The organism is Synechococcus sp. CCY 9618 (assembly GCF_019038415.1).
GTDB lineage: Bacteria > Cyanobacteriota > Cyanobacteriia > PCC-6307 > Cyanobiaceae > Cyanobium.
The window spans coordinates 21,484-39,557 of record NZ_JAFKRG010000005.1 but is presented as its reverse complement, the minus strand read 5'-3'; the positions used below and the strand labels follow the sequence as shown (position 1 = coordinate 39,557).

Below are 18,074 nucleotides of genomic sequence, written 5' to 3'. Positions count from 1 at the left end.
ATCAGTTTGTGGTCCATTGCTTCAGAAACCGCTGATAAACAGCTGGCTCATTGATCGTCGCGCCCCTGCGGGACACCAGCGCGGCAGCGAAGTCCCCGGCATGCTCCAGGCTGACCGGCAGAGGCCACCGGCAGCTGAGGCCGAGCAGCATGGCGGAAGCGAAGGCATCTCCCGCACCGACCGTGTCGACCACAGCAGTATCAGGCACGGGATCGACGCGAAAGACCTGCCCTTCGCTCCAGAGCATGGCGCCTCGGGCCCCGAGGGTGAGGATCAGCGTCGTCAGGCCATGGGAGGAGACGAAGGCCTCCATCGCCGCCGTCAGGCGGCCGTCGTCGGCATCGTCTGGCAGGTCTGGCCCCAGCAAAGCCAGCTCTGCCTCGTTGAGCTTGACGTGATCGGCGTCGTCCACAAGCGAAAGGATCGTCGGCTTCGACCACCAGGGGTTGCGCAGGTTGACATCCAGAAAGATCGTGCCCTGATGATCCGCCTTGAGGGCCTCCAGGGCGGACGCCGAGCAGGAATGGCGCAGAGCCAGGGATCCGTGGTAGAGGATGCCGGTGGAGCTTGCCTGCGGCAGGTCAGCGGACTGGATGAAGTCGTAGGCACTTCCTGCCACGATGTCGTAGTGGGGCTCGCCGTTCTCGATGCGGACACTCACCCTGCCCGTGGGATGGATGGGGTCCAGCTGCAGCGAGGAGCTGTCCAGCCCCCAGCCCCGCATGGCGGCCCTGATCTGCTCCCCCTGGGCATCCATCCCAACGCGGCTGATGAAACAGGGCGACAGCCCGAACCCCTGCAAATGCCAGGCGACGTTGAAAGGGGCGCCTCCAAGCACCTCGCTGCCATCAGGGAAACAATCGAAAAGGACTTCCCCGAAAATCGTGATCGAAGATGATTGCTGCATCAGATCAAGGCCATCTCCGGCTTCAGATCGATATGAAAATGGGCAATCCCTTCCAGGATTCCTGCACTGTAGTTCCCATTCATGCCCATGAAGTCACCTTTCGCCAGGTATAAACGATCGGCCGTTCCCATGCGTTGCGCTTCGGCGGTGGCCTGATGGATCACATCGACATGGGCATTGGCCACCAGCACCGAGGGAACGGAGCTGACCAGAACAGGAAGGTCGTTGCCGCTGTCGCCGGCGAACACCGTACCATCGCAACCAAAGCCGTTCTCGCGCATCAGGAACTCGACGGCATGGAGCTTGGTAGCTCTTTCCGGAAGGACATCCATCAGACCGATAGCAGCTTGCTCATCCACGCTGTAAATCAGGCTGGCACTAATCTTCAGGTTCTTGAGGACATTCTGCATGGCCAGCGTCAGGCTGGAGAGATCAGCGTCCAGAGGGATGAAGTAACTGAGCTTGTAGGTGTTCTGACGGTCCTGGGGTTGCAGGGTCAAACCAGATAGTCCTTCAAACAACGGAACAAGATCTGCGGCAGCATACCCCTGCCAGTCGACAGCGATGTGGCGGGACCATGACGAAAGCAAGGACCAGCCATGGCGAGTTTGCTCGTAGATGGAACTGCCGACATCCCCAACGATCCAGTCCGGTGAAGGTAATGCATAGTCCTGGATCGATTGCTCCACCAAGGCCAGATGCCTGCCGCTCACATAGGCAAGAGATATTTCGGGATGAGCAACGAAACGCCGGAAAGCAGGCCTTGCTTCCGCTGACTCGGGTGGCTCACCATTGGGCAACAAAGTGCGATCAAGATCTGTGCAGATGAAAAGACGGCGCATACTTTGGAATAAAGTTATAGGTTGAAGAAATCATAATACTCAATAGCTTCAAGGATACCCGATGCATGAGAACCCTTAGCGAAGTACACCCGCTCAGAATCGTTCAGTTGGGCAAGTTCCTCGCGGTGGGGACTGGCCACAACCACACCGAGGGTATTTCCCCGAAGCATGTCTTCATCCCCACCTGAGCCTCCGTTGACAAGAACCTGTTCCAGCGGGATTTTCCACTGATTGGCCACGTAACGCAAGGCCTGTCCTTTCGAAGCGCGGGCCGGAACGAAGTCAATGTACTGTCCGAAGGACAGGGTCGTATGAACGGAGAGCTCCTGCTGACGAAGCAGGGTGAGGATCTCCTCCATGGAGGGTGCCTGATGCTCATCGTAGTAGTAAGACACCTTGAAACGACTCCGTTGATCCCTCGGCTGGGGAGTGAGTCCTGGCAAAGGGTCGATGATTCGCTTGAGCACTTTCGGAGTCCACCAATGGTCAATGTGGTGATTCCAGGCGATATCCGTGGTGAGCTGCGGAGGATAATAAATTTCCGTGCCGAGACTGGTGATGAGAATATCGGGCATGGGTATGGAATGGGTCTTCAGAATCTTGAGAACGGAATCAAGGCGTCGACCGGTCGAAATTCCGAAGAGGACCTTGCGATGATGCTGCCGCATCACTTTTACGAACTCCGCCAGAGCCTCCGCATCCCCCAGCAGGGTGTTATCGATCGCTGTGAAGATGGCGTGGGTGCGGGTCTGAACGACAGGAGCGGAGGACAGGGGGGCGGGTCGTGAGGTCATCCGGGCCTGCTGAATGAGATCACTCAGTTTCTCGAGGTAGGCCAGAGCATGGGCCTCCCATGAATAGAATCTGGCGACATTCTGGAGGCCATTCTCAGAGAACTTCGCCCACAATTCCCCGTCTTCCAGAATATCAAGTAAGGCGCTTGCAATGGCGGCTTCGTCAAGAGGATCGACGAGCAGGCCGTTCCTGCAATTGCCGATGATGTCCACCGGACCACCCGCTTCCGTCGCCACCAGCGGCAGACCACTGGCGGCGGCCTCAAGCAGGGTCAGGCCGAAGGGTTCGGTGAGGGCAGGATTGACGAAGACTCCCTTTGATGCGGCGGCGAGCCGGTAGATATCGGCCACGTCACTGGAAGCATGGTGCTTGGGCAGGGCGACGAGACCGTTGAGCTCATAACAGTCCATCACCAGAAGCAGCTCGGTCAGGACGTGCTGGGCACCTTCATTGAGTTCGCGGATATCGTTGCGATTACCGGCGACAATCACCAGATTAGCCAGTTGCTGCAAACGCTCTGACTGGCCATAGGCTTCCAGTAACGACACGATGTTCTTTCGCTCGTCCGGCCTTGACAAAGCCAGGATCATGGGTTTTTCAGGCTCGCGCAGATACTTGCAAAGAGTGCCGGCAAACGGGATCGGCCCATCCTCACGAGTGGGTGGGTGAAATTGGTTCAGGTCGGTCCCCGGAGGGATCACTGACATTTTTTCAGGGGTGTAACAGTCGTAGAGTTCGTATTGATCTTCGATCTCATTGTGAGTGCTTGTAATCACAAGACTGGCACTGTTGAGAACATCTTCTTCCGCTCTGATCCGATCGGACATCCGGTAACGCTGCTCGATTTGATCCACCGTGAGACCGAGGGCCAGAAGTCTGCGCACCTTGTCCCTGCCGAGTGAGTGACCGGTGTGGATCAGCGGCAGACCCGTGAGGTGAGAAAGACGGACCCCGACGTAACCGGCATCCGCATAGTGGCTGTGGAGCACATCAGGAAGACGAGGCTGGCGATGAATCCAGGTGAACAGCTCATCGGTGAAGGCATCAAGATGACCCCACAGATCTTCCTTAGGGATATAGAGTCCCGGACCGGCATCAATGCGAATGATCCGCGCGTTGTGACCGAGATCTTCCGACGGCTCAGCGTAATCTTTCGCCACAGCGCCATCGGTGATGCGCCGGGTGACCAGATCGACTCTCTCGACAGACGACTGGCGAGACAGCGCCTTGGTCAGTTCCACCACGTACTTTGTCTGACCACCGGTGTCAGCATCCCGTCCGAGCTCAAGATTCAAACCCCGAATCAGACCATGAATACTGATCATCAGGATGTAAAGGGGGTTGTCTTTGGCTGCCTTCTTCATGATCAAGAAATGGTGCAGGATGGACACTCAAACCAGAAGGGCTGCCCACACAGCCGCCGGTCAGGGAGTGGTCAGATGGCCGGGGGGTGGCGTGTCGCAGCCTTCTTCGGGGAGAGAAGCCCTTGGCAAGAAAGCCAAGAGAAAACCATGATGAGCAAAGAAAGCCTTGAATTCATAGGCAGAGACGCAAGATATCAAGGCATGTCGAATGTGTAGATCTCAAGTCGTATTCACAGTCATTATAAGTTAGATTACCACAGAATTGCGGGGCATTCACGTCACGTCAGCCATCGCCGGGACGTTTGATGTTCGCTCAGCAAGCCCCGGCCAGGTGTTCATCGAGAAGGCGGTCGATGGAGATTCAGACCCGCCGCCATGGGTCCGGTGCTGTCATCGGACGTCTCAGCCCAGTACCCAGAGCAGCATCAGTCGCAACTGTCCCAGGATGCCCTGGCCGGTGAGTTCCTCGCCGATCAGGGCCGCCATGAATCCCAGCATCGCCACGCGCCCGTTGAGCCGCTCCACCCCCTCCAGCGCTTTGCGGTTCCAGGGGCGAGAGGTGATCAGGCCTTCCCCGAAGCGCTCCAGGGGCTCGTACTGGAAAGCCTCCCCCGGAACGGCTCCGGGGCCCTGAGTTCTGCCGTCTCTCGTGCTTTCACCCATGGGTCACGCGGTTGCCGGAATCCACCCTATGCGGCAGGCGATCACCCCCTGGCGCCACGCCTGGATCGGACTACAGTACATGTGTACCACAGCAGAAGCATGGCACCTGGGCAGATCGATCCCGCCGTGGCCCCGCTGCGAAGGGCCAATCCCGACCGGTTCCGGGAGGCGCGACCGGGTCACCTGGCCGTGGTCGCCGCGGCCGGCAGGCCCTGGTTCATCGGCCGGATCTGCCACCTCAGCGGCCCCACTTCACAGGATTTCGCCCAGGTCCTGAACATCGACACCGGCGACTTCGAACGGATCCCGGCCCCCTGGATCGTGGAGTTCATGGGCGAAGGGGGTATGTGGCTCCGCCGCCACCCTCCCCGGTGACCCCTCAGCGCTCGAGCAGGTTGATCCGGTAGAGCACCTCTTCGAGGGCATCGGCGGCGCGGATGGCGCCGTACCGCTGGGGGTGCTCACCGCCGCAGCAGGAGGGCACCGGCGCCAGGATCGTCCAGGGCCGGGCATGGCAGAACTGCACCACGCTCAGGCGCTCGCTGGCGGGGTTGGTGACCGGTGCCTCCACCCGATGCCAGCCGGTGGGGATGCGGCCGTTGCTGAGGCGCTCCAGCATCATCCCGCTGTTGATGATCACCCGGCCCTCGGGTGGCTGGGCCGGCATCCATTCCCCACCCACCTGCACCTGCAGGCCTGGCCCGGTGGCCCTCGGCAGGGCGGTGATCAGGTTGATGTCCCCATGGGCTGCAGCCCAGAGATGGCCCCCCGGCGGTGCCTGGGGCATGGGCGGATACCGCAGGGCTCTGGTGAGGGTCGGGGCTTCGAGCACGATCTCCTCAAAGAAGTCCTCGGAGCAACCGATGCCCAGGGCGATCACCCGCAGGAAACGCCGCTGCAGATCGGCGATGGCCCGATGGAACTCTCCCAGCAGCGCAGCAATCCCCGGCACGGCCGCCTCCGGCAGCACCTGCTCCGGATAGAGATCCGGGAACCGACGTCGCAGGGGGTGGCCTGAGGGCAGCGGGGCCGACCAGTTCAGCATCTCCTTCCAGTCCGGCCGGTCGGAGCCGGCGGCGGTTTCCACCAGCACTCCGGTGTAACCGGTCTGGCCGCTGGCCCCCTGGGCGTGGAAGCGCTCCTTGCTCTCCCCGTCAAGGGAGAAGAACCGCTGCAGCAGGCCGTAGGTGGAATCCAGCAGGTCCTCCGGCAGATCACTGCTGGTGTACACGAAACCCGTGGCCAGGCTCCGCATCACGCCATCGACGACCGCCGCCTTGGTGCTGCTGCCGCCCCGCTCGAAAGCCAGCAGATCCACATCGAGAATGGCCGGCTCCATGGACCCCCTCCCTCTCCGCGACGGCGTCCGATCAGCGGCGTCCGTTGACGATCACCGGACTGCCGCTGCCGGCCGCTCCGGGCAGGGCCGGCACCACCGAGGTCTGACCGTCCCACTTGTCGAGGAAGAGCTTGTAGAGCACCTGGTCGTCGAGGCTGGAGTTGAGCATCTGGTAGCGCTTGGCCTCCTGCTCGGCGATCCGGACCTCGGTCTGGGCCCGCAGCAGTTGCTGCTCGGCGATCTGCTTCTGCTCGATGGCGGCCCGGTATTCCTCGGCGATCTGAAGGCCCGTCAGATCAAGGCCCTGCACGGTGACGTAGCCGAACTTGCGCAGCTCATCGGCCACCTTCTCCTGCACCAGCTCAGAGATCGAATTCCATTCCGTGGCGATGGTGACCAGTTCGTACTGGGAGAAGACCGACTTGAGGGCCTTGAGCAGGGAGGGCTGGATCACCCGCGGGTAGATCTGCTGGTCGTCGGTGGCGATCGTTTCGTAGATGCGGCCGGCCTCGGCGGGCTTCATGGCGTACTTGACGGTGGCGGTGGCCTGGATCACCTGCAGGTCCTTGGTGAGGGTGGAGAACTGCTCCGGCCGCACCTGGGTGCGTACGTCGAACAGGGAGGTGTTCTGGGCCAGGGGAATCTTGACGTTGGCCCCCGGCTGGCGCGGGGCACCGGTGACCTTGCCCAGGGTGGTGACCACAGCCACATTGCCCGCCGGCACGATGAAGACGGTCTGGGTGATCAGCACCAGTCCTCCCAGCACGGCCGCGAAGATCAGCTGCCAGAGCCCGCCAGGGCCATTGTCAGCGCCGGAGCGCATGGGAGATTGCATTGTGGGCCGCTGGCAGGGAAAGTCGCCCGACCCTAGGCAGCGGGGCGGGCGAGGAGCCGGCATCCTGGGAGCGGCGAGGGCAGAGGCAAGGGGGAGGTGCTGGGGCTCGTTGTCGAACTGGTCCCTGCCCTGGCCCTCGGCCTGCTGCTGGTCGGAAGGTTCCCGGGACTTCCCGCCAGGCTGGCTCCACCGCTGATCAGCTGGGGGATTCCCATCAGCCTGGTGGCCCTGCTGCTGCGGTCGGAGTTCCAGGCCGGCCTGCTCACCGCTGGGCTGATGGCGGCCACTGCCTCGGGCCTTGGGCTGCTGCTGCTGCGCCTGCCGCCCCTGCGCCGGCGGATCCCCGACGGCAGCCTGCGCCTGGGTTGCATCGTGGGCAACACCAGTTACTGGGGCCTACCCGTCGCGCTGGCGCTGCTGCCCCCCACCGCCATCGGCTTCACGATCGCCTTCGATCTGGTCGCCACGCTGATCACCTGGAGCCTCGGTCCCCTGCTGCTCCAGACCAGGACCACGAGCGGCCGGCGGCTGCTGCGGATCCTTGCCGGCAGCCCAGCCCTGCGTGGGCTGCTGGTGGCGCTGATCCTGCAGCAGACCCCCTGGAGCGGGACGCTGGCCGTCTGGCTCCGGTGGCCGGCCCGTGCCGTGATCCTGGTGGCCCTGGCCCTGGTGGGCATGCGACTGGGCCTGACACTCCGGCAGCGTGCTCCCGGTGACCACGCGGCCCGGGGGCTGGAGGCGGCGGTGATGGGCAAGCTGCTGGTTCTGCCGCTGGTCATGCTGCTGCTGGCCAGCCTGCTCAGGCTGCCCACGCCTCTGCGGGATGCGGTGGTGCTGCAGTCGGCTGCTCCCACGGCCGTTTCGGTGCTGCTGCTCACCGAAGCGGCTGGTGCCGGGCGGGCGGCAGCGGCCCAGGGGGCGGCGGGTCTGGTGCTGTGGAGCACCGTCCTGGCCCTGGTGAGCGTTCCGCTGTGGTGGTGGCTGCTGTCCGGGCCATTGGCAAGCTAGGACTGCCGCCACTCCCTGCCCCCCGCCAGCGGCCATGGCCGGTTCCCTCGCCGAGCGTCTTGACCGCAGCCTCGCCCGCCTGGGGGGGATGGCCCTGGTGCCCCTGCTGATCCTTGCCGTGCCGTGGACCCAGGAGATCATCGACCAGCTGGTCTTCGGCGGTCGCTGGAACCTGCCCATGGTGCCGGGAGGCCCGTTCCTCGGCGTGCTTACGGCGCCCTTCAGCCACAGCGGCTTCGGCCATCTGATCAGCAACAGCCTCTGGTTCCTCCCCCTCTCCTGGCTGGTGCTGGCCAAGAGCCGGGGCGACTACCTGGCCGTATGGCTGGGGGTCTATGCGACAGCCATTCCCGTCTGGCTGTTCTGGCACCAGGCCAGCCATGGGCTTTCCGGGGTGATCTACGGCCTGCTGGGCTATCTGCTGCTGATTGGCTGGCTGGAGCGCCGGATGGTCTCGATCCTGCTATCCCTCACCGCCCTGTTCGCCTACGGTGGGGCCCTGCCCAGCCTGCTGCCGTTTCTGAGCCCCCCGGGGGTGAGCTGGATCGGGCACGCTTCGGGCTTTGTCGGTGGCCTGCTGGCGGCCCTGGCCATCTTCCGTGAGCGGGGCTGATCCCGGTCCCACGCCCGTGGAGCAACGCTTCCGGGTGCAGCACGACGACCGGCGCCTGTTCGATCCCGAGGGCTGCTGGCCGCATCGGTGGGTGAGGAGGGCTGGTACGTCTTCGGTTCAGTGGACGCCGAAGGAACCTTCACGGCCCAGGCCCTGGAACCGCGAAAGCTGACCTCTCCCAGCGGCGATGCAGGGCTCGCCGGCACCGCCGCCGGGCTGAACCACATCCGTCAGGTCAACTGGAGCGATCACCAGACCCGACGCGGCCGTTCCAGCCGGGTGAGCCCGGCTCCCGATGGCGACCATGCCCCCTGGCATCCGGGCGGGCGGACGCTGCTGAACCGCTTCCAGGCCAAATGGCTGATGGTGCTGATCTGGCTGGAGCTGCTGGGGGGGAGCGCTGGCGGCTGGATCAGGGATAGGTGTTGGGCACGAAGAACTGCTCGTTCATGGGGGGCCGCTGATAGTCGGTGCCGCTCTTGCGGGGGGGCAGTTCGATGGCTTCCGGGGTCATGTCCTCGTAGGGAACCTTGCTGAGGAGATGGCGGATGCAGTTGAGCCGGGCCCGGCGCTTGTCATTGGCCTCCACCGTGAACCAGGGCGCTTCGGGGATGTTCGTATGGGCGAACATCTCGTCCTTGGCCCGGGAGAACTCCACCCAGCGGTCACGGGATTCCAGATCCATCGGGCTGAGCTTCCAGCGGCGGGCGGGATCCTCGAGGCGGGAGCGGAAACGGGCTTCCTGTTCGTCGTCGCTCACGGAGAACCAGTACTTGATCAGGGTGATGCCGCTGCGGACGAGCATGCGCTCGAACTCCGGGCAGGAGAGCATGAATTCATCCACCTGCTCAGGCGAGCAGAAGCCCATCACCTTCTCCACGCCGGCGCGGTTGTACCAGCTGCGGTCGAACAGCACGATCTCCCCGGCGGAGGGGAAGTTCTCGACGTAACGCTGGAAGTACCACTGGGTCTTCTGCTGGTCGGACGGGGTGCCCAGGGCCACAACGTTGCAACCACGCGGGTTCAGCGGTTCGGTGATCCGTTTGATGGTGCCGCCCTTGCCGGCCGCATCCCGGCCTTCGAACAGCAGGATCATGCGGTAGCCCACATGCTTGACCCAGTACTGCATCTTGACCAGCTCGACCTGAAGGCGAACCAGCTCCTTTTCGTAGAATTTGCGGTCCAGCTTGGGGGGGCGTCCCTCGGAATGGCTGGCGAGGTCGTCAAAAATGGGGGAGGCTCCGTAGAGATCCGCCTCGTTCAGGTTCCCTGAGCTATGGCCGTTTTTGGATTTTTTCCCTGATTTGGCCTTGGTCTTGAGACCACTCTTGTCTTTTTTACCCATAGCGGAGTGAAAGGTGTGCTCACCCCGGAATAGCCGATGTTTGAGGCGCTTACGGCAACATTGAACACCCACCAGGAAAGAGGGGGAGTCTCTTAAGGATGATTTCCAGCACACCGGTTCACCCCACCCGCGCTGAGCCCCCTGGGGAAGCCGGCACTCAGGGGAATGCCGTGGTCCCAGGAGCCCACTGGGCGATCAACTGCTCCTGGCGCACCAGGCAGTAGCGCGTGTGCTCGCTGGGATGGCGGCGGTACTGGTCCGTGAAGTGGCTGAGCCTGGCAAGCAGGGCCTGATAAACAGGATGGTTTTCGTGCATCACCTCATCGCGGAGGTCTTCCAAGCTTAACAGAGAGTGAAAAGCCGGGGAGTCTGGGCTGATCGACTGCAGCCGGAACGCTGCATCGCCGATGAGCCGAACCGATTCATCCGATGGTGGCGACGGCAGGAGCCCACTGGGCGATGAGCTGCTCCTGGCGGACCACTCGGTAGCGGTTGAGCTCGTTGGGAATGCGGCGGTACTGGTCCCTCAGAGAGCCAAGCTGCTGCTGAAGGGAATTGAGCACTGGATGGTCTTCGTACATGACCGTTATCTGTCAGCTGACCAAACCTTAACCGAAACGGAAGGGGCGCAGCGCCGATGCGGCGTTCGGGTCAGCGAACCCCCATGGCCGATCCGGTTCATAAGACTCGATAGCGTCGGATCCATGGATTTCACCCCCTTTCTCGACAGCCTTGAGGGTGCGGGCCTGGATGGCCTGCTGCTGTCTCTGGAGATCCGCGGCCGCCTGGCGATCGCCATGAAGGGACGTTTTCTGCTGCGCACCGTCTGCGAAGGCCTCCGCAACCGCAGCCTGATCGGCTGTGCTGTCACGGACGAAACCACCTGCCTGGCGTATCTGGCCAGAGAGCCCTACGGCCTGCTGCTGTGCACCGACCGCCTCGACGGCGGCAGCGGCTTCGAGCTCGCACGCCTGGCGCTGGAACGGCAGCCCGATCTCAAGGTCGTGATGCTGGCCCTGGGCGATGTGATTCCCGCGGAACACGCTGACGCCCCCTGGCTGCAGGCGGTGGTGGCGGAGGCCGATGTGGTCGAGGGCCAGCGTCCCCTCGAGGCGGCAGTGATGGCGGTGATGGCGAATCACTCCTACCGGAGCGCCTCCCTCCGCAGCGGCAGACTGCCCTTCCTGAGCTGTCCCCGCCTGACGCCGAAGGAATGCGAGGTGCTGGACCTGCTGGCCAGCGGGCTGAGCGACCGGGAGATCGCCGAACGGCTCCAGGTCAGCGGTGCCACCGCTCGCACCTACACCAAACGCCTGCTCCGGGCGCTTGGCGTCAACACCCGCCTGCAGGCGGTGCTGAAAGGCATGCGTTGCGGCATGGTGCGGGTCTGAAGCGGATTGTCCCCGGATGGGGGGCGCGCCCGGCCCGGCCCTGCGGCAAGAGTGAACACATCTCTGCGGGGCCTGCCCCGAAGGATGTCCGATGATCGCCCGATCGCTTCCAGCGTCTCATCCGAAGGTCACGATCCCGAACGTCACCATCGGTGAATTGGAGGCCAACTATTCGATGTATTGCAAGGCGCTGCGCCTGCTGGTCCAGGAAGGGCGCACCCTCAAGAAGATCCAGCGAACGGTCTGCTGGCATCGGCTTGAGCAACTGCACCAGTGCCTGCCGAGCCAGTACAAGGATCCCGACTACCTGTTCCTGCTGCTGCGCCGCGAAACCAACCGCAAGGCGGCCGGCCTCCCCTGCGCCATCTGAAGCCACCGGCCCTCTCCCGTAGCAACCGTCACATCTGCTTGCCCGACGGGGGGTGATGATTGAGTTGCGGAAGTTTGCTTCTAGGGTTCCGATCCATCAACGCTGGCCTTGCCGGCGTTTTTCAGGATGTCTGGTCCGAGAGAAGCGCACTCATCGTCAGGGGCCGCTCCACGGCTGCCCCGGGTGAGTGGCACGGAGGGACAAAAGCCCGGGAGACCGCCCCATTCCCACCGTGCCAAGAGGTCTGATGAACGATCCGTCCAGCGGCAATGCGGCCGATGCAGCCGGTGCCTTCGTTCGTGCTGATCACCCTCCTGGCACCGAGGGAGCCAGGGCCATGGAGAAGGAGACCGCCCTGCCTCTGACGGGCTGGCAGCAGGAGGTGGACCAGGGCCACCGCTTCGGCCTGGAGGCGGCGAGCAGCATCGTCGACCGCCGCATCTCCACCTTCTCCCGAGGCGAGCTGCCCCACTACGCGGGCATCAACACCTTCATGAAAGCCCCCTACCTGGAGGACGTGAACCGGGTCGGGGAGTTTGATGTGGCGGTGGTGGGGGTTCCCCACGACAGCGGCACCACCTATCGGCCCGGGACCCGCTTCGGTCCCCAGGGGATCCGGCGCATCTCCGCCCTCTACACCCCGTACAACTACGAGATGGGGGTCGATCTGCGCGAACAGATCACCCTCTGCGACGTGGGCGACATCTTCACCATCCCCGCCAACAACGAGAAGAGCTTCGATCAGATCTCCAAAGGGATCGCCCATGTCTTCGCCAGCGGCGCCTTCCCGATCATCCTTGGCGGCGACCACTCGATCGGCTTCCCCACGGTCCGAGGCGTCTGCCGCCATCTGGGCGACAAGAAGGTGGGGATCATCCACTTCGACCGCCACGTCGACACCCAGGAGATGGACCTCGACGAGCGCATGCACACGACCCCGTGGTTCCACGCCACCAACATGGCCAATGCTCCGGCCGAGAACCTCGTGCAGCTGGGCATCGGCGGCTGGCAGGTGCCGCGGGAAGGGGTGAAGGTCTGCCGCGAGCGGGGCACCAACGTGCTCACCGTCACCGACATCTGCGACATGGGTCTGGAGGCGGCGGCGAAGTTCGCCATCGAGCGGGCCACCGACGGCACCGACTGCGTCTACATCTCCTTCGACATCGACTGCATCGATGCCGGTTTCGTTCCCGGCACCGGCTGGCCCGAACCGGGTGGGCTGCTGCCCCGCGAAGCCCTCAAGCTGCTGGAGCTGATCGTCCGCAACGTGCCGGTCTGCGGCCTGGAGGTGGTGGAGGTGTCGCCTCCCTACGACGTCAGCGACATGACCTCCCTGATGGCCACCCGGGTCATCTGCGACACCATGGCCCACCTGGTGGTGAGCGGCCAGCTGCCCCGCAAGGCCGTGCCCGCCTGGCTCTCCAGCGACTGCAACATGCAGGTCGACCGCGCCTGGAGATAGGCCGTGCACGAAGTCGACATGACCCGCTGCCTGCTCCTTTCGATGGACGAATGGAGACGGCAGCACTCCCCTCTGGTGCCGAAGGTGGAACGGGTTCACCTCCAGGTGGGCACCTTCACCTGTGTCGAACCCGACCAGCTGGTGGTCACCTGGGGCGATGCCGTCAGGGGCAGCTGGCTCGACGGCGCCGAGCTGGTGATCGAATCGGTGCTCCTGGTCGGCCGTTGCGTGCCCTGCCAGGCCACCTACCGCCCCGATCCGTCGTGCGGCTTCCGCTCCCCCTGCTGCGATCACCCCATGGAGGAGATCGTCAGCGGCCGGGAGCTGCGCATCCGCTCCGTCGCCTACGCGTTCGCTGATCAAGCCGTCCCGGCCCCCGCCGCCCATCCGCCTGCCCCCTGCCCCGCCGCCTGATCCCCCATGCACATGCCGCTCGAAGACAATCTGGGCCTGAACCTGCTGGCCGCCAACCAGCACCGGGCCGACCACAACCGTGCCCATTTCGATGCCTGGAAGCTGCTCTGCCTCAACGTCATGAGCAGCCCCGGTGCCGGCAAGACCTCCCTGCTGGAGCGCAGCCTGGCCGCCCTGGCCAGCCGCTGGTCCATGGCCGTGCTGGAGGGCGACATGACCACCCTGCTCGATGCTGAACGGCTGGAGGCCGTGGGGATTCCAGTCGTGCCGATCACCACCGGCCGCGCCTGCCACCTGGATGCCGCCATGGTGAGCGGCGGCCTGAAACTGCTGCAACAGCGGCTCGATCCCGCCGACCTGGACGTGCTCTGGGTGGAGAACGTTGGGAATCTGGTCTGCCCGGCCGAGTTCGCCATCGGCGAGCACCGCAAAGTGGCGCTCCTCAGCGTCACCGAAGGAGACGACAAGCCCCTCAAGTACCCGGTGATGTTCCGGGAGGCCGACTGCGTGCTGATCACCAAGGTGGATCTGCTGCCCCACCTGCCGGTGGACGTGGAGCGGATTGAGGTCCATATCCGCCAGGTGAATCCCGCCGCCGCGGTGTTCCGCCTCTCCGCCACCAGTGGCGAGGGCTTTGAGGCCTGGCACGGCTGGCTGGCCGATCAGCTGACGGCCTTTCGCTCCGCCCCCGCCCTGGTGCATGCCTGATGGGTCATCAGCACCCTGCCTCCGACGCCACCGCCGCCCTTCAGGCCGACCTGCGGGCCAAAGGGGTCCGCTACGCCCTGGCGAGCTTTGTGGATCTCCACGGCGTCAGCAAGGCCAAGGCCGTACCCCTCGATCACCTGGGCCAGATGATGGCCGGCTCCGAGCTGTTCACAGGGGCGGCCCTCGACGGTGTTCCCCAGGAGGTGAGCGACGATGAGGTGGCCGCCGTCCCCGATCCAGCCAGCGTCACCGTGCTCCCCTGGCAGAACGAGGTGGCCTGGTTCGCCAGCGACCTGCACCTGCACGGCCAGCCCTTCGAGGCCTGCAGCCGCAACATCCTGCAGCGGGTGCGCAAGCAGGCAGCGGCCATGGGCTTCCGCTTCAACCTGGGCATCGAGACCGAATTCTTCGTGCTCAGGAAAGATGCCGCCGGCCGCTGGGTCCCCTTCAGCGACCGCGACACCCTCGACAAACCGGCCTACGACGTGCGCGGCCTGCTCGACAACCTGCCCTGGCTGGGGGAACTCGTGGAGGCGATGAACGGTCTGGGCTGGGGTGTCTACTCCTTCGACCACGAGGATGGCCCCGGCCAGTTCGAGACCGACTTCGACTACTCCGAAGCGCTCACCATGGCCGATCGGCTCACCTTCTTCAAGCTGATGGCGAAGGAGATCGCCCACCGCCACGGGCTGCTGGCCACGTTCATGCCCAAGCCCTTCGGGGATCGCACCGGCAGCGGCGCCCACTTCAACATGTCGCTGGCGGATCACGAGAGTGGCGCCAACCTTTTCGCCACCCCCGACGCCGCGCCGGGGAAGGTCACCCGCCTTGCCGAGCACTTCATCGCCGGTGTGCTCCGCCATGCCCCCGCCATCTGTGCCGTGATCGCCCCCACGGTCAACAGCTACAAGCGGCTGGTTGTCCAGGGAAGCATGTCGGGATTCACATGGGCACCCGTGTTTGTGTGCTACGGCAACAACAACCGCACCAACATGCTGCGGATTCCCTCTCCTGGCGGCAGGGTGGAATGCAGGGCCGCCGATATCTCCTGCAATCCCTACCTGGGTGCTGCTTTGATGCTTGCAGCCGGACTGGAAGGGATTCGGGAGGAACTGGATCCTGGCCCACCAAATCTGGTGAACGCCTACACCCTCAGCCCCCAAGAAAGAAACGATCGTGGCCTGCACATGCTGCCGCGAACGCTTGGAGATGCGGTCGAGGCCTTTGCCGTGGATCCACTTGCGAAAAGCGTATTCGGTGATGCCATGTTCGATGCGTTTATCACCTACAAAAGAGAGGAGTGGGCGGCTTACCACTCGGCCGTTTCCGAATGGGAGCAGCACCGTTATCTGGAATTCTTCTGATGGGCTGAATCCTCTGTCCAGCCTGCCAGATTCCTGGGCCTCTGGCCTCCAACAGTCCCTGCAATCTATCCGTTTTCGCCATGCTTCACGTCAAGATCTTCCGCCGCCGCCGGGCCCTCTCACTGGCCCTGATCGCCACCCTGGGGGGCGGTCTTCTGGCAGGTTGCCAGCAGGCCGCCCAGCAGGAAACTCCCGTGAAAGTCGGTTACAGCGCCTGGCCTGGCTGGTTCCCCTGGAAGGTCACCGAAGAGAAGGGACTCTTTGATAAGGCTGGTGTACCGGTGTCGATGCAGTGGTTCGACGGTTATCTGGATTCGATCAACGCCCTCAGCGCGGGCCAGCTCGACTGCAACAGTCAGACCCTCAATGACACGATCAGTTCCGTCGCCGGCGGAGCCGATCTGCAGGTGGTGCTCACCAATGACCAGTCCACCGGCAATGACCAGATCATCGTGGCCGAAGGAATCACCTCCATCGCCGATCTGAAAGGCAAGAAAGTGGCGGTCGAGGAGGGAACGGTCGACCACTACCTGCTGCTTCTGGTGCTGGAGAAAGGAGGGCTGACGGTCGATGACGTGCAATTCGTGCCGCTGGAAACCGGGGCCGCCGCCGCCGCCTTTGCCGCCGGCAAGGTGGATGCGGCCGGCGTCTATGCCCCCTTCACCACCCAGGCCTTGAAGCGCCCGGGAAGCAAGGCCCTGTTCACCTCGAAGGATTTCCCGGGAGCCATCACCGACCACCTGGTGTGCCGCACCGAATTCGTCGCCCAGAACCCTGAGAAGGTGCAGAAGATCGTCGACGCCTGGTTCGCCACCCTCAAGACGATGAAGGACGATCCCGCCAGCACCCTGCCGATCCTGGTGGAGCGCTCCGGCGTCAGCGAGCCTGAATTCAAGGAGTATGCCGCCGGCACCACGATCTTCACCCTCGAAGAAAACCGTCAGGCCTTCAAGGACGGCGACACCATGCTGTCCCTGCCTTTCGCCGCCGGGAAGATCAGCGATTTCCTGGTGGATTCGAAGCTCATCCAGAAGGCTCCCGACCTCAGCAATCTGCTGCCGTCCCAGTTCGTCGACAACGCCCGCTGAATCCGATGACCTGGTCTCCTGCTCTGCGGCGCTCCTTCTCTCACCCCTGGGTCCTCGGGACTCTGGGCATTCTCACGGTGTTCCTGGTATGGCTGATCGTCACCTCCAGCGGCACGGTCGACAAGCTGTTCCTTCCCAGCCCGGGGACGGTCTGGGAAGCGGGAACCAACCAGTTTCGCGGCGGCATCCTGGTGAACGATGCGGTGGCCAGCATCAGGCGGGTCTTTCTGGGGTTCATCCTCTCCGCCGGGCTGGCCCTGCCGATCGGCATCGCCATGGGGACGAACCGGTTGATCTGCCGCTTCCTGGAGCCGCTGATGGCCCTGATCCGTTACATGCCAGCACCGGCCTTCATTCCACTGCTGATCATCTATTTCGGCCTGGAGGAGCTGCCGAAGGTCATGCTGATCTTCATCGGCACCTTCTTCTTCAATACCCTGATGATCATGGATTCCGTGAAGTTCGTTCCCCACGAGCTCGTGGAAACCGCTCTCACCCTCGGCGGGCGCGGTCTGCCGATCCTCACCCGGGTCGTTGCCCCCTACATCGCCCCCCAGGTGCTCGATACCTACCGGATCAACATGGCCTCCGCGTGGAACCTGGTGATTGTGGCCGAACTGGTGGCCGCCAATGAAGGATTGGGTAAGCGCATCAGCCTTGCCCAGAGGTTCCTGCGCACCGATGAGATCTTCGTGGGCCTGATTGTGATCGGTCTGATCGGATTGATGATTGATCTGGGCTTCCGCTTTCTGATGCGGCGTGCCTGCTCCTGGGCCAACTGAACACCATGCACCTCCAGGTATCTCAGGTTTCCAAGACTTTCGGAGAGGGCAGGGACAGCAAGCTGGTCCTTGATGACATCAATTTCGAACTGGTGTCCGGTCAGTTCATGGCCCTGGTGGGCAGCTCGGGCTCCGGAAAATCCACTGTCATGCGCCTGATCGCCGGTCTCGACCGGCCCAGTTCTGGCACGATCCAGCTCGATGGCCAGCCGGTGCGTCGCCCCGGCTCCGACCGCGGCATGGTGTTCCAGAAGTACAGCCTCTATCCCTGGCTCACGGCGGCCGAGAATGTCGCCTTCGGCATGAGCCTCCAGGGCAGGCCCAAGCCAGAGATCCGCGAACGCACCGCCTACTTCCTCGACGTTGTCGGCCTGGCGGAGGCAGGACGGCGTCTGCCCAGGGAACTCTCCGGCGGGATGCAGCAGCGGGTGGCCATCGCCCGGGCCCTTGCCACCGAGCCCAAGGTGCTGCTGCTGGATGAGCCCTTCGGGGCCCTCGATCTGCAGATCAGGGAATCGATGCAGGAATTCCTCCACGACCTGTGGCGCCGCACCGGACTGACGGCCCTGCTGATCACCCACGACATCGAGGAGGCCCTGCTGCTCTCCGGCACCGTGCACATCATGGCGCCGCGTCCCGGTCGGATCGTGCACACCGTCGACGTCCAGCTGGATCGCTCCGATCTGCGCCACCTGAGGGTGTCCCAGCCCTTCCTGGAGATGCGGGAGGAGCTGGCCAGCTGCCTGCGCGGCCTGGACGGCGCCCTGCTCTGAGGCCCCCATCC

At 63.8% G+C, this 18,074-nt stretch carries 21 protein-coding genes and 1 riboswitch; of the genes, 12 read left to right on the top strand and 9 right to left on the bottom strand.

What is annotated here, in order from left to right:
* Window position 1: 1 nt before the first annotated feature.
* The 4 genes from KUG41_RS00905 to KUG41_RS00890 form a co-directional block, all read right to left on the bottom strand.
* Entirely contained in the window at window positions 2-907 is a 906-nt protein-coding gene (locus KUG41_RS00905; RefSeq protein WP_216900137.1) for a carbohydrate kinase, read from the bottom strand.
* Complete coding sequence (locus KUG41_RS00900) at window positions 907-1,749, bottom strand: HAD-IIB family hydrolase (RefSeq protein WP_216900135.1); 843 nt, start codon at window positions 1,747-1,749, stop codon at window positions 907-909. The genes KUG41_RS00905 and KUG41_RS00900 overlap by 1 nt, the downstream gene beginning before the upstream one ends.
* A 14-nt stretch (window positions 1,750-1,763) precedes the next feature.
* Window positions 1,764-3,935: an HAD-IIB family hydrolase gene (locus tag KUG41_RS00895; RefSeq protein ID WP_371733986.1), complete on the bottom strand. Its 2,172-nt coding sequence runs from the start codon at window positions 3,933-3,935 to the stop codon at window positions 1,764-1,766.
* Between the two features lie 375 nt (window positions 3,936-4,310).
* Entirely contained in the window at window positions 4,311-4,571 is a 261-nt protein-coding gene (locus KUG41_RS00890; RefSeq protein WP_216900132.1) for a chlorophyll a/b-binding protein, read from the bottom strand.
* Between the two features lie 99 nt (window positions 4,572-4,670).
* Here KUG41_RS00890 and KUG41_RS00885 point away from each other — a divergent pair, with 99 nt between their 5' ends.
* Window positions 4,671-4,946: a hypothetical protein gene (locus KUG41_RS00885; protein WP_216900130.1), complete on the top strand. Its 276-nt coding sequence runs from the start codon at window positions 4,671-4,673 to the stop codon at window positions 4,944-4,946.
* 4 nt (window positions 4,947-4,950) lie between these two features.
* Here KUG41_RS00885 and KUG41_RS00880 read toward each other — a convergent pair whose 3' ends face one another.
* Together KUG41_RS00880 and KUG41_RS00875 are read right to left on the bottom strand one after the other, a co-directional pair.
* On the bottom strand, window positions 4,951-5,910 hold the full coding sequence (locus tag KUG41_RS00880; protein WP_216900128.1) for an isopenicillin N synthase family oxygenase: 960 nt from the start codon (window positions 5,908-5,910) through the stop codon (window positions 4,951-4,953).
* A 31-nt stretch (window positions 5,911-5,941) separates the two neighbouring features.
* Window positions 5,942-6,745, bottom strand: coding sequence for a prohibitin family protein (locus KUG41_RS00875; RefSeq protein ID WP_216900126.1), 804 nt, complete (start codon window positions 6,743-6,745; stop codon window positions 5,942-5,944).
* Between the two features lie 96 nt (window positions 6,746-6,841).
* Here KUG41_RS00875 and KUG41_RS00870 point away from each other — a divergent pair, with 96 nt between their 5' ends.
* Complete coding sequence (locus KUG41_RS00870; RefSeq protein ID WP_216900124.1) at window positions 6,842-7,753, top strand: AEC family transporter; 912 nt, start codon at window positions 6,842-6,844, stop codon at window positions 7,751-7,753.
* 34 nt (window positions 7,754-7,787) lie between these two features.
* On the top strand, window positions 7,788-8,366 hold the full coding sequence (locus KUG41_RS00865) for a rhomboid family intramembrane serine protease (protein WP_216900122.1): 579 nt from the start codon (window positions 7,788-7,790) through the stop codon (window positions 8,364-8,366).
* A gap of 412 nt (window positions 8,367-8,778) precedes the next feature.
* Here the strand turns inward: KUG41_RS00865 and ppk2 are convergent, their stop codons facing one another.
* From ppk2 to KUG41_RS00850, 3 genes are all read right to left on the bottom strand, one after another.
* A complete protein-coding gene (gene ppk2, locus KUG41_RS00860; RefSeq protein ID WP_216900120.1) occupies window positions 8,779-9,711 on the bottom strand; it encodes a polyphosphate kinase 2 in 933 nt (310 codons plus the stop codon).
* Between the two features lie 157 nt (window positions 9,712-9,868).
* Window positions 9,869-10,051, bottom strand: a complete 183-nt coding sequence (locus KUG41_RS00855; RefSeq protein ID WP_216900184.1) for a hypothetical protein — start codon at window positions 10,049-10,051, stop codon at window positions 9,869-9,871.
* A gap of 82 nt (window positions 10,052-10,133) precedes the next feature.
* Window positions 10,134-10,292, bottom strand: a complete 159-nt coding sequence (locus KUG41_RS00850) for a hypothetical protein (protein WP_216900119.1) — start codon at window positions 10,290-10,292, stop codon at window positions 10,134-10,136.
* A gap of 123 nt (window positions 10,293-10,415) precedes the next feature.
* Here KUG41_RS00850 and KUG41_RS00845 point away from each other — a divergent pair, with 123 nt between their 5' ends.
* From KUG41_RS00845 to KUG41_RS00805, 9 genes are all read left to right on the top strand, one after another.
* The gene (locus KUG41_RS00845; RefSeq protein WP_216900116.1) at window positions 10,416-11,102 is read left to right on the top strand and encodes a response regulator transcription factor; all 687 of its coding nucleotides are present in this window, start codon (window positions 10,416-10,418) and stop codon (window positions 11,100-11,102) included.
* Between the two features lie 91 nt (window positions 11,103-11,193).
* On the top strand, window positions 11,194-11,472 hold the full coding sequence (locus KUG41_RS00840) for a DUF3136 domain-containing protein (RefSeq protein WP_216900114.1): 279 nt from the start codon (window positions 11,194-11,196) through the stop codon (window positions 11,470-11,472).
* Between the two features lie 69 nt (window positions 11,473-11,541).
* A riboswitch (guanidine-I (ykkC/yxkD leader) is annotated at window positions 11,542-11,689 on the top strand.
* A gap of 120 nt (window positions 11,690-11,809) precedes the next feature.
* Entirely contained in the window at window positions 11,810-12,934 is a 1,125-nt protein-coding gene (gene speB / locus KUG41_RS00835; protein WP_254216705.1) for an agmatinase, read from the top strand.
* 3 nt (window positions 12,935-12,937) lie between these two features.
* Window positions 12,938-13,348, top strand: a complete 411-nt coding sequence (locus tag KUG41_RS00830) for a hydrogenase maturation nickel metallochaperone HypA (RefSeq protein ID WP_216900111.1) — start codon at window positions 12,938-12,940, stop codon at window positions 13,346-13,348.
* Between the two features lie 6 nt (window positions 13,349-13,354).
* Entirely contained in the window at window positions 13,355-14,056 is a 702-nt protein-coding gene (gene hypB, locus KUG41_RS00825; protein ID WP_216900109.1) for a hydrogenase nickel incorporation protein HypB, read from the top strand.
* Window positions 14,056-15,420 carry a type III glutamate--ammonia ligase gene (gene glnT / locus KUG41_RS00820; RefSeq protein ID WP_216900107.1) on the top strand — a complete coding sequence of 455 codons (1,365 nt, stop codon included), beginning with the start codon at window positions 14,056-14,058 and terminating at the stop codon, window positions 15,418-15,420. The genes hypB and glnT overlap by 1 nt, the downstream gene beginning before the upstream one ends.
* Before the next feature lie 80 nt (window positions 15,421-15,500).
* A complete protein-coding gene (locus KUG41_RS00815; protein ID WP_216900106.1) occupies window positions 15,501-16,508 on the top strand; it encodes an ABC transporter substrate-binding protein in 1,008 nt (335 codons plus the stop codon).
* A 5-nt stretch (window positions 16,509-16,513) separates the two neighbouring features.
* Window positions 16,514-17,290, top strand: coding sequence for an ABC transporter permease (locus KUG41_RS00810; RefSeq protein WP_216900104.1), 777 nt, complete (start codon window positions 16,514-16,516; stop codon window positions 17,288-17,290).
* 5 nt (window positions 17,291-17,295) lie between these two features.
* Window positions 17,296-18,063 (top strand): ABC transporter ATP-binding protein, encoded by a 768-nt coding sequence (locus KUG41_RS00805; RefSeq protein ID WP_216900102.1) that lies wholly within the window; start codon window positions 17,296-17,298, stop codon window positions 18,061-18,063.
* Window positions 18,064-18,074: the final 11 nt, after the last annotated feature.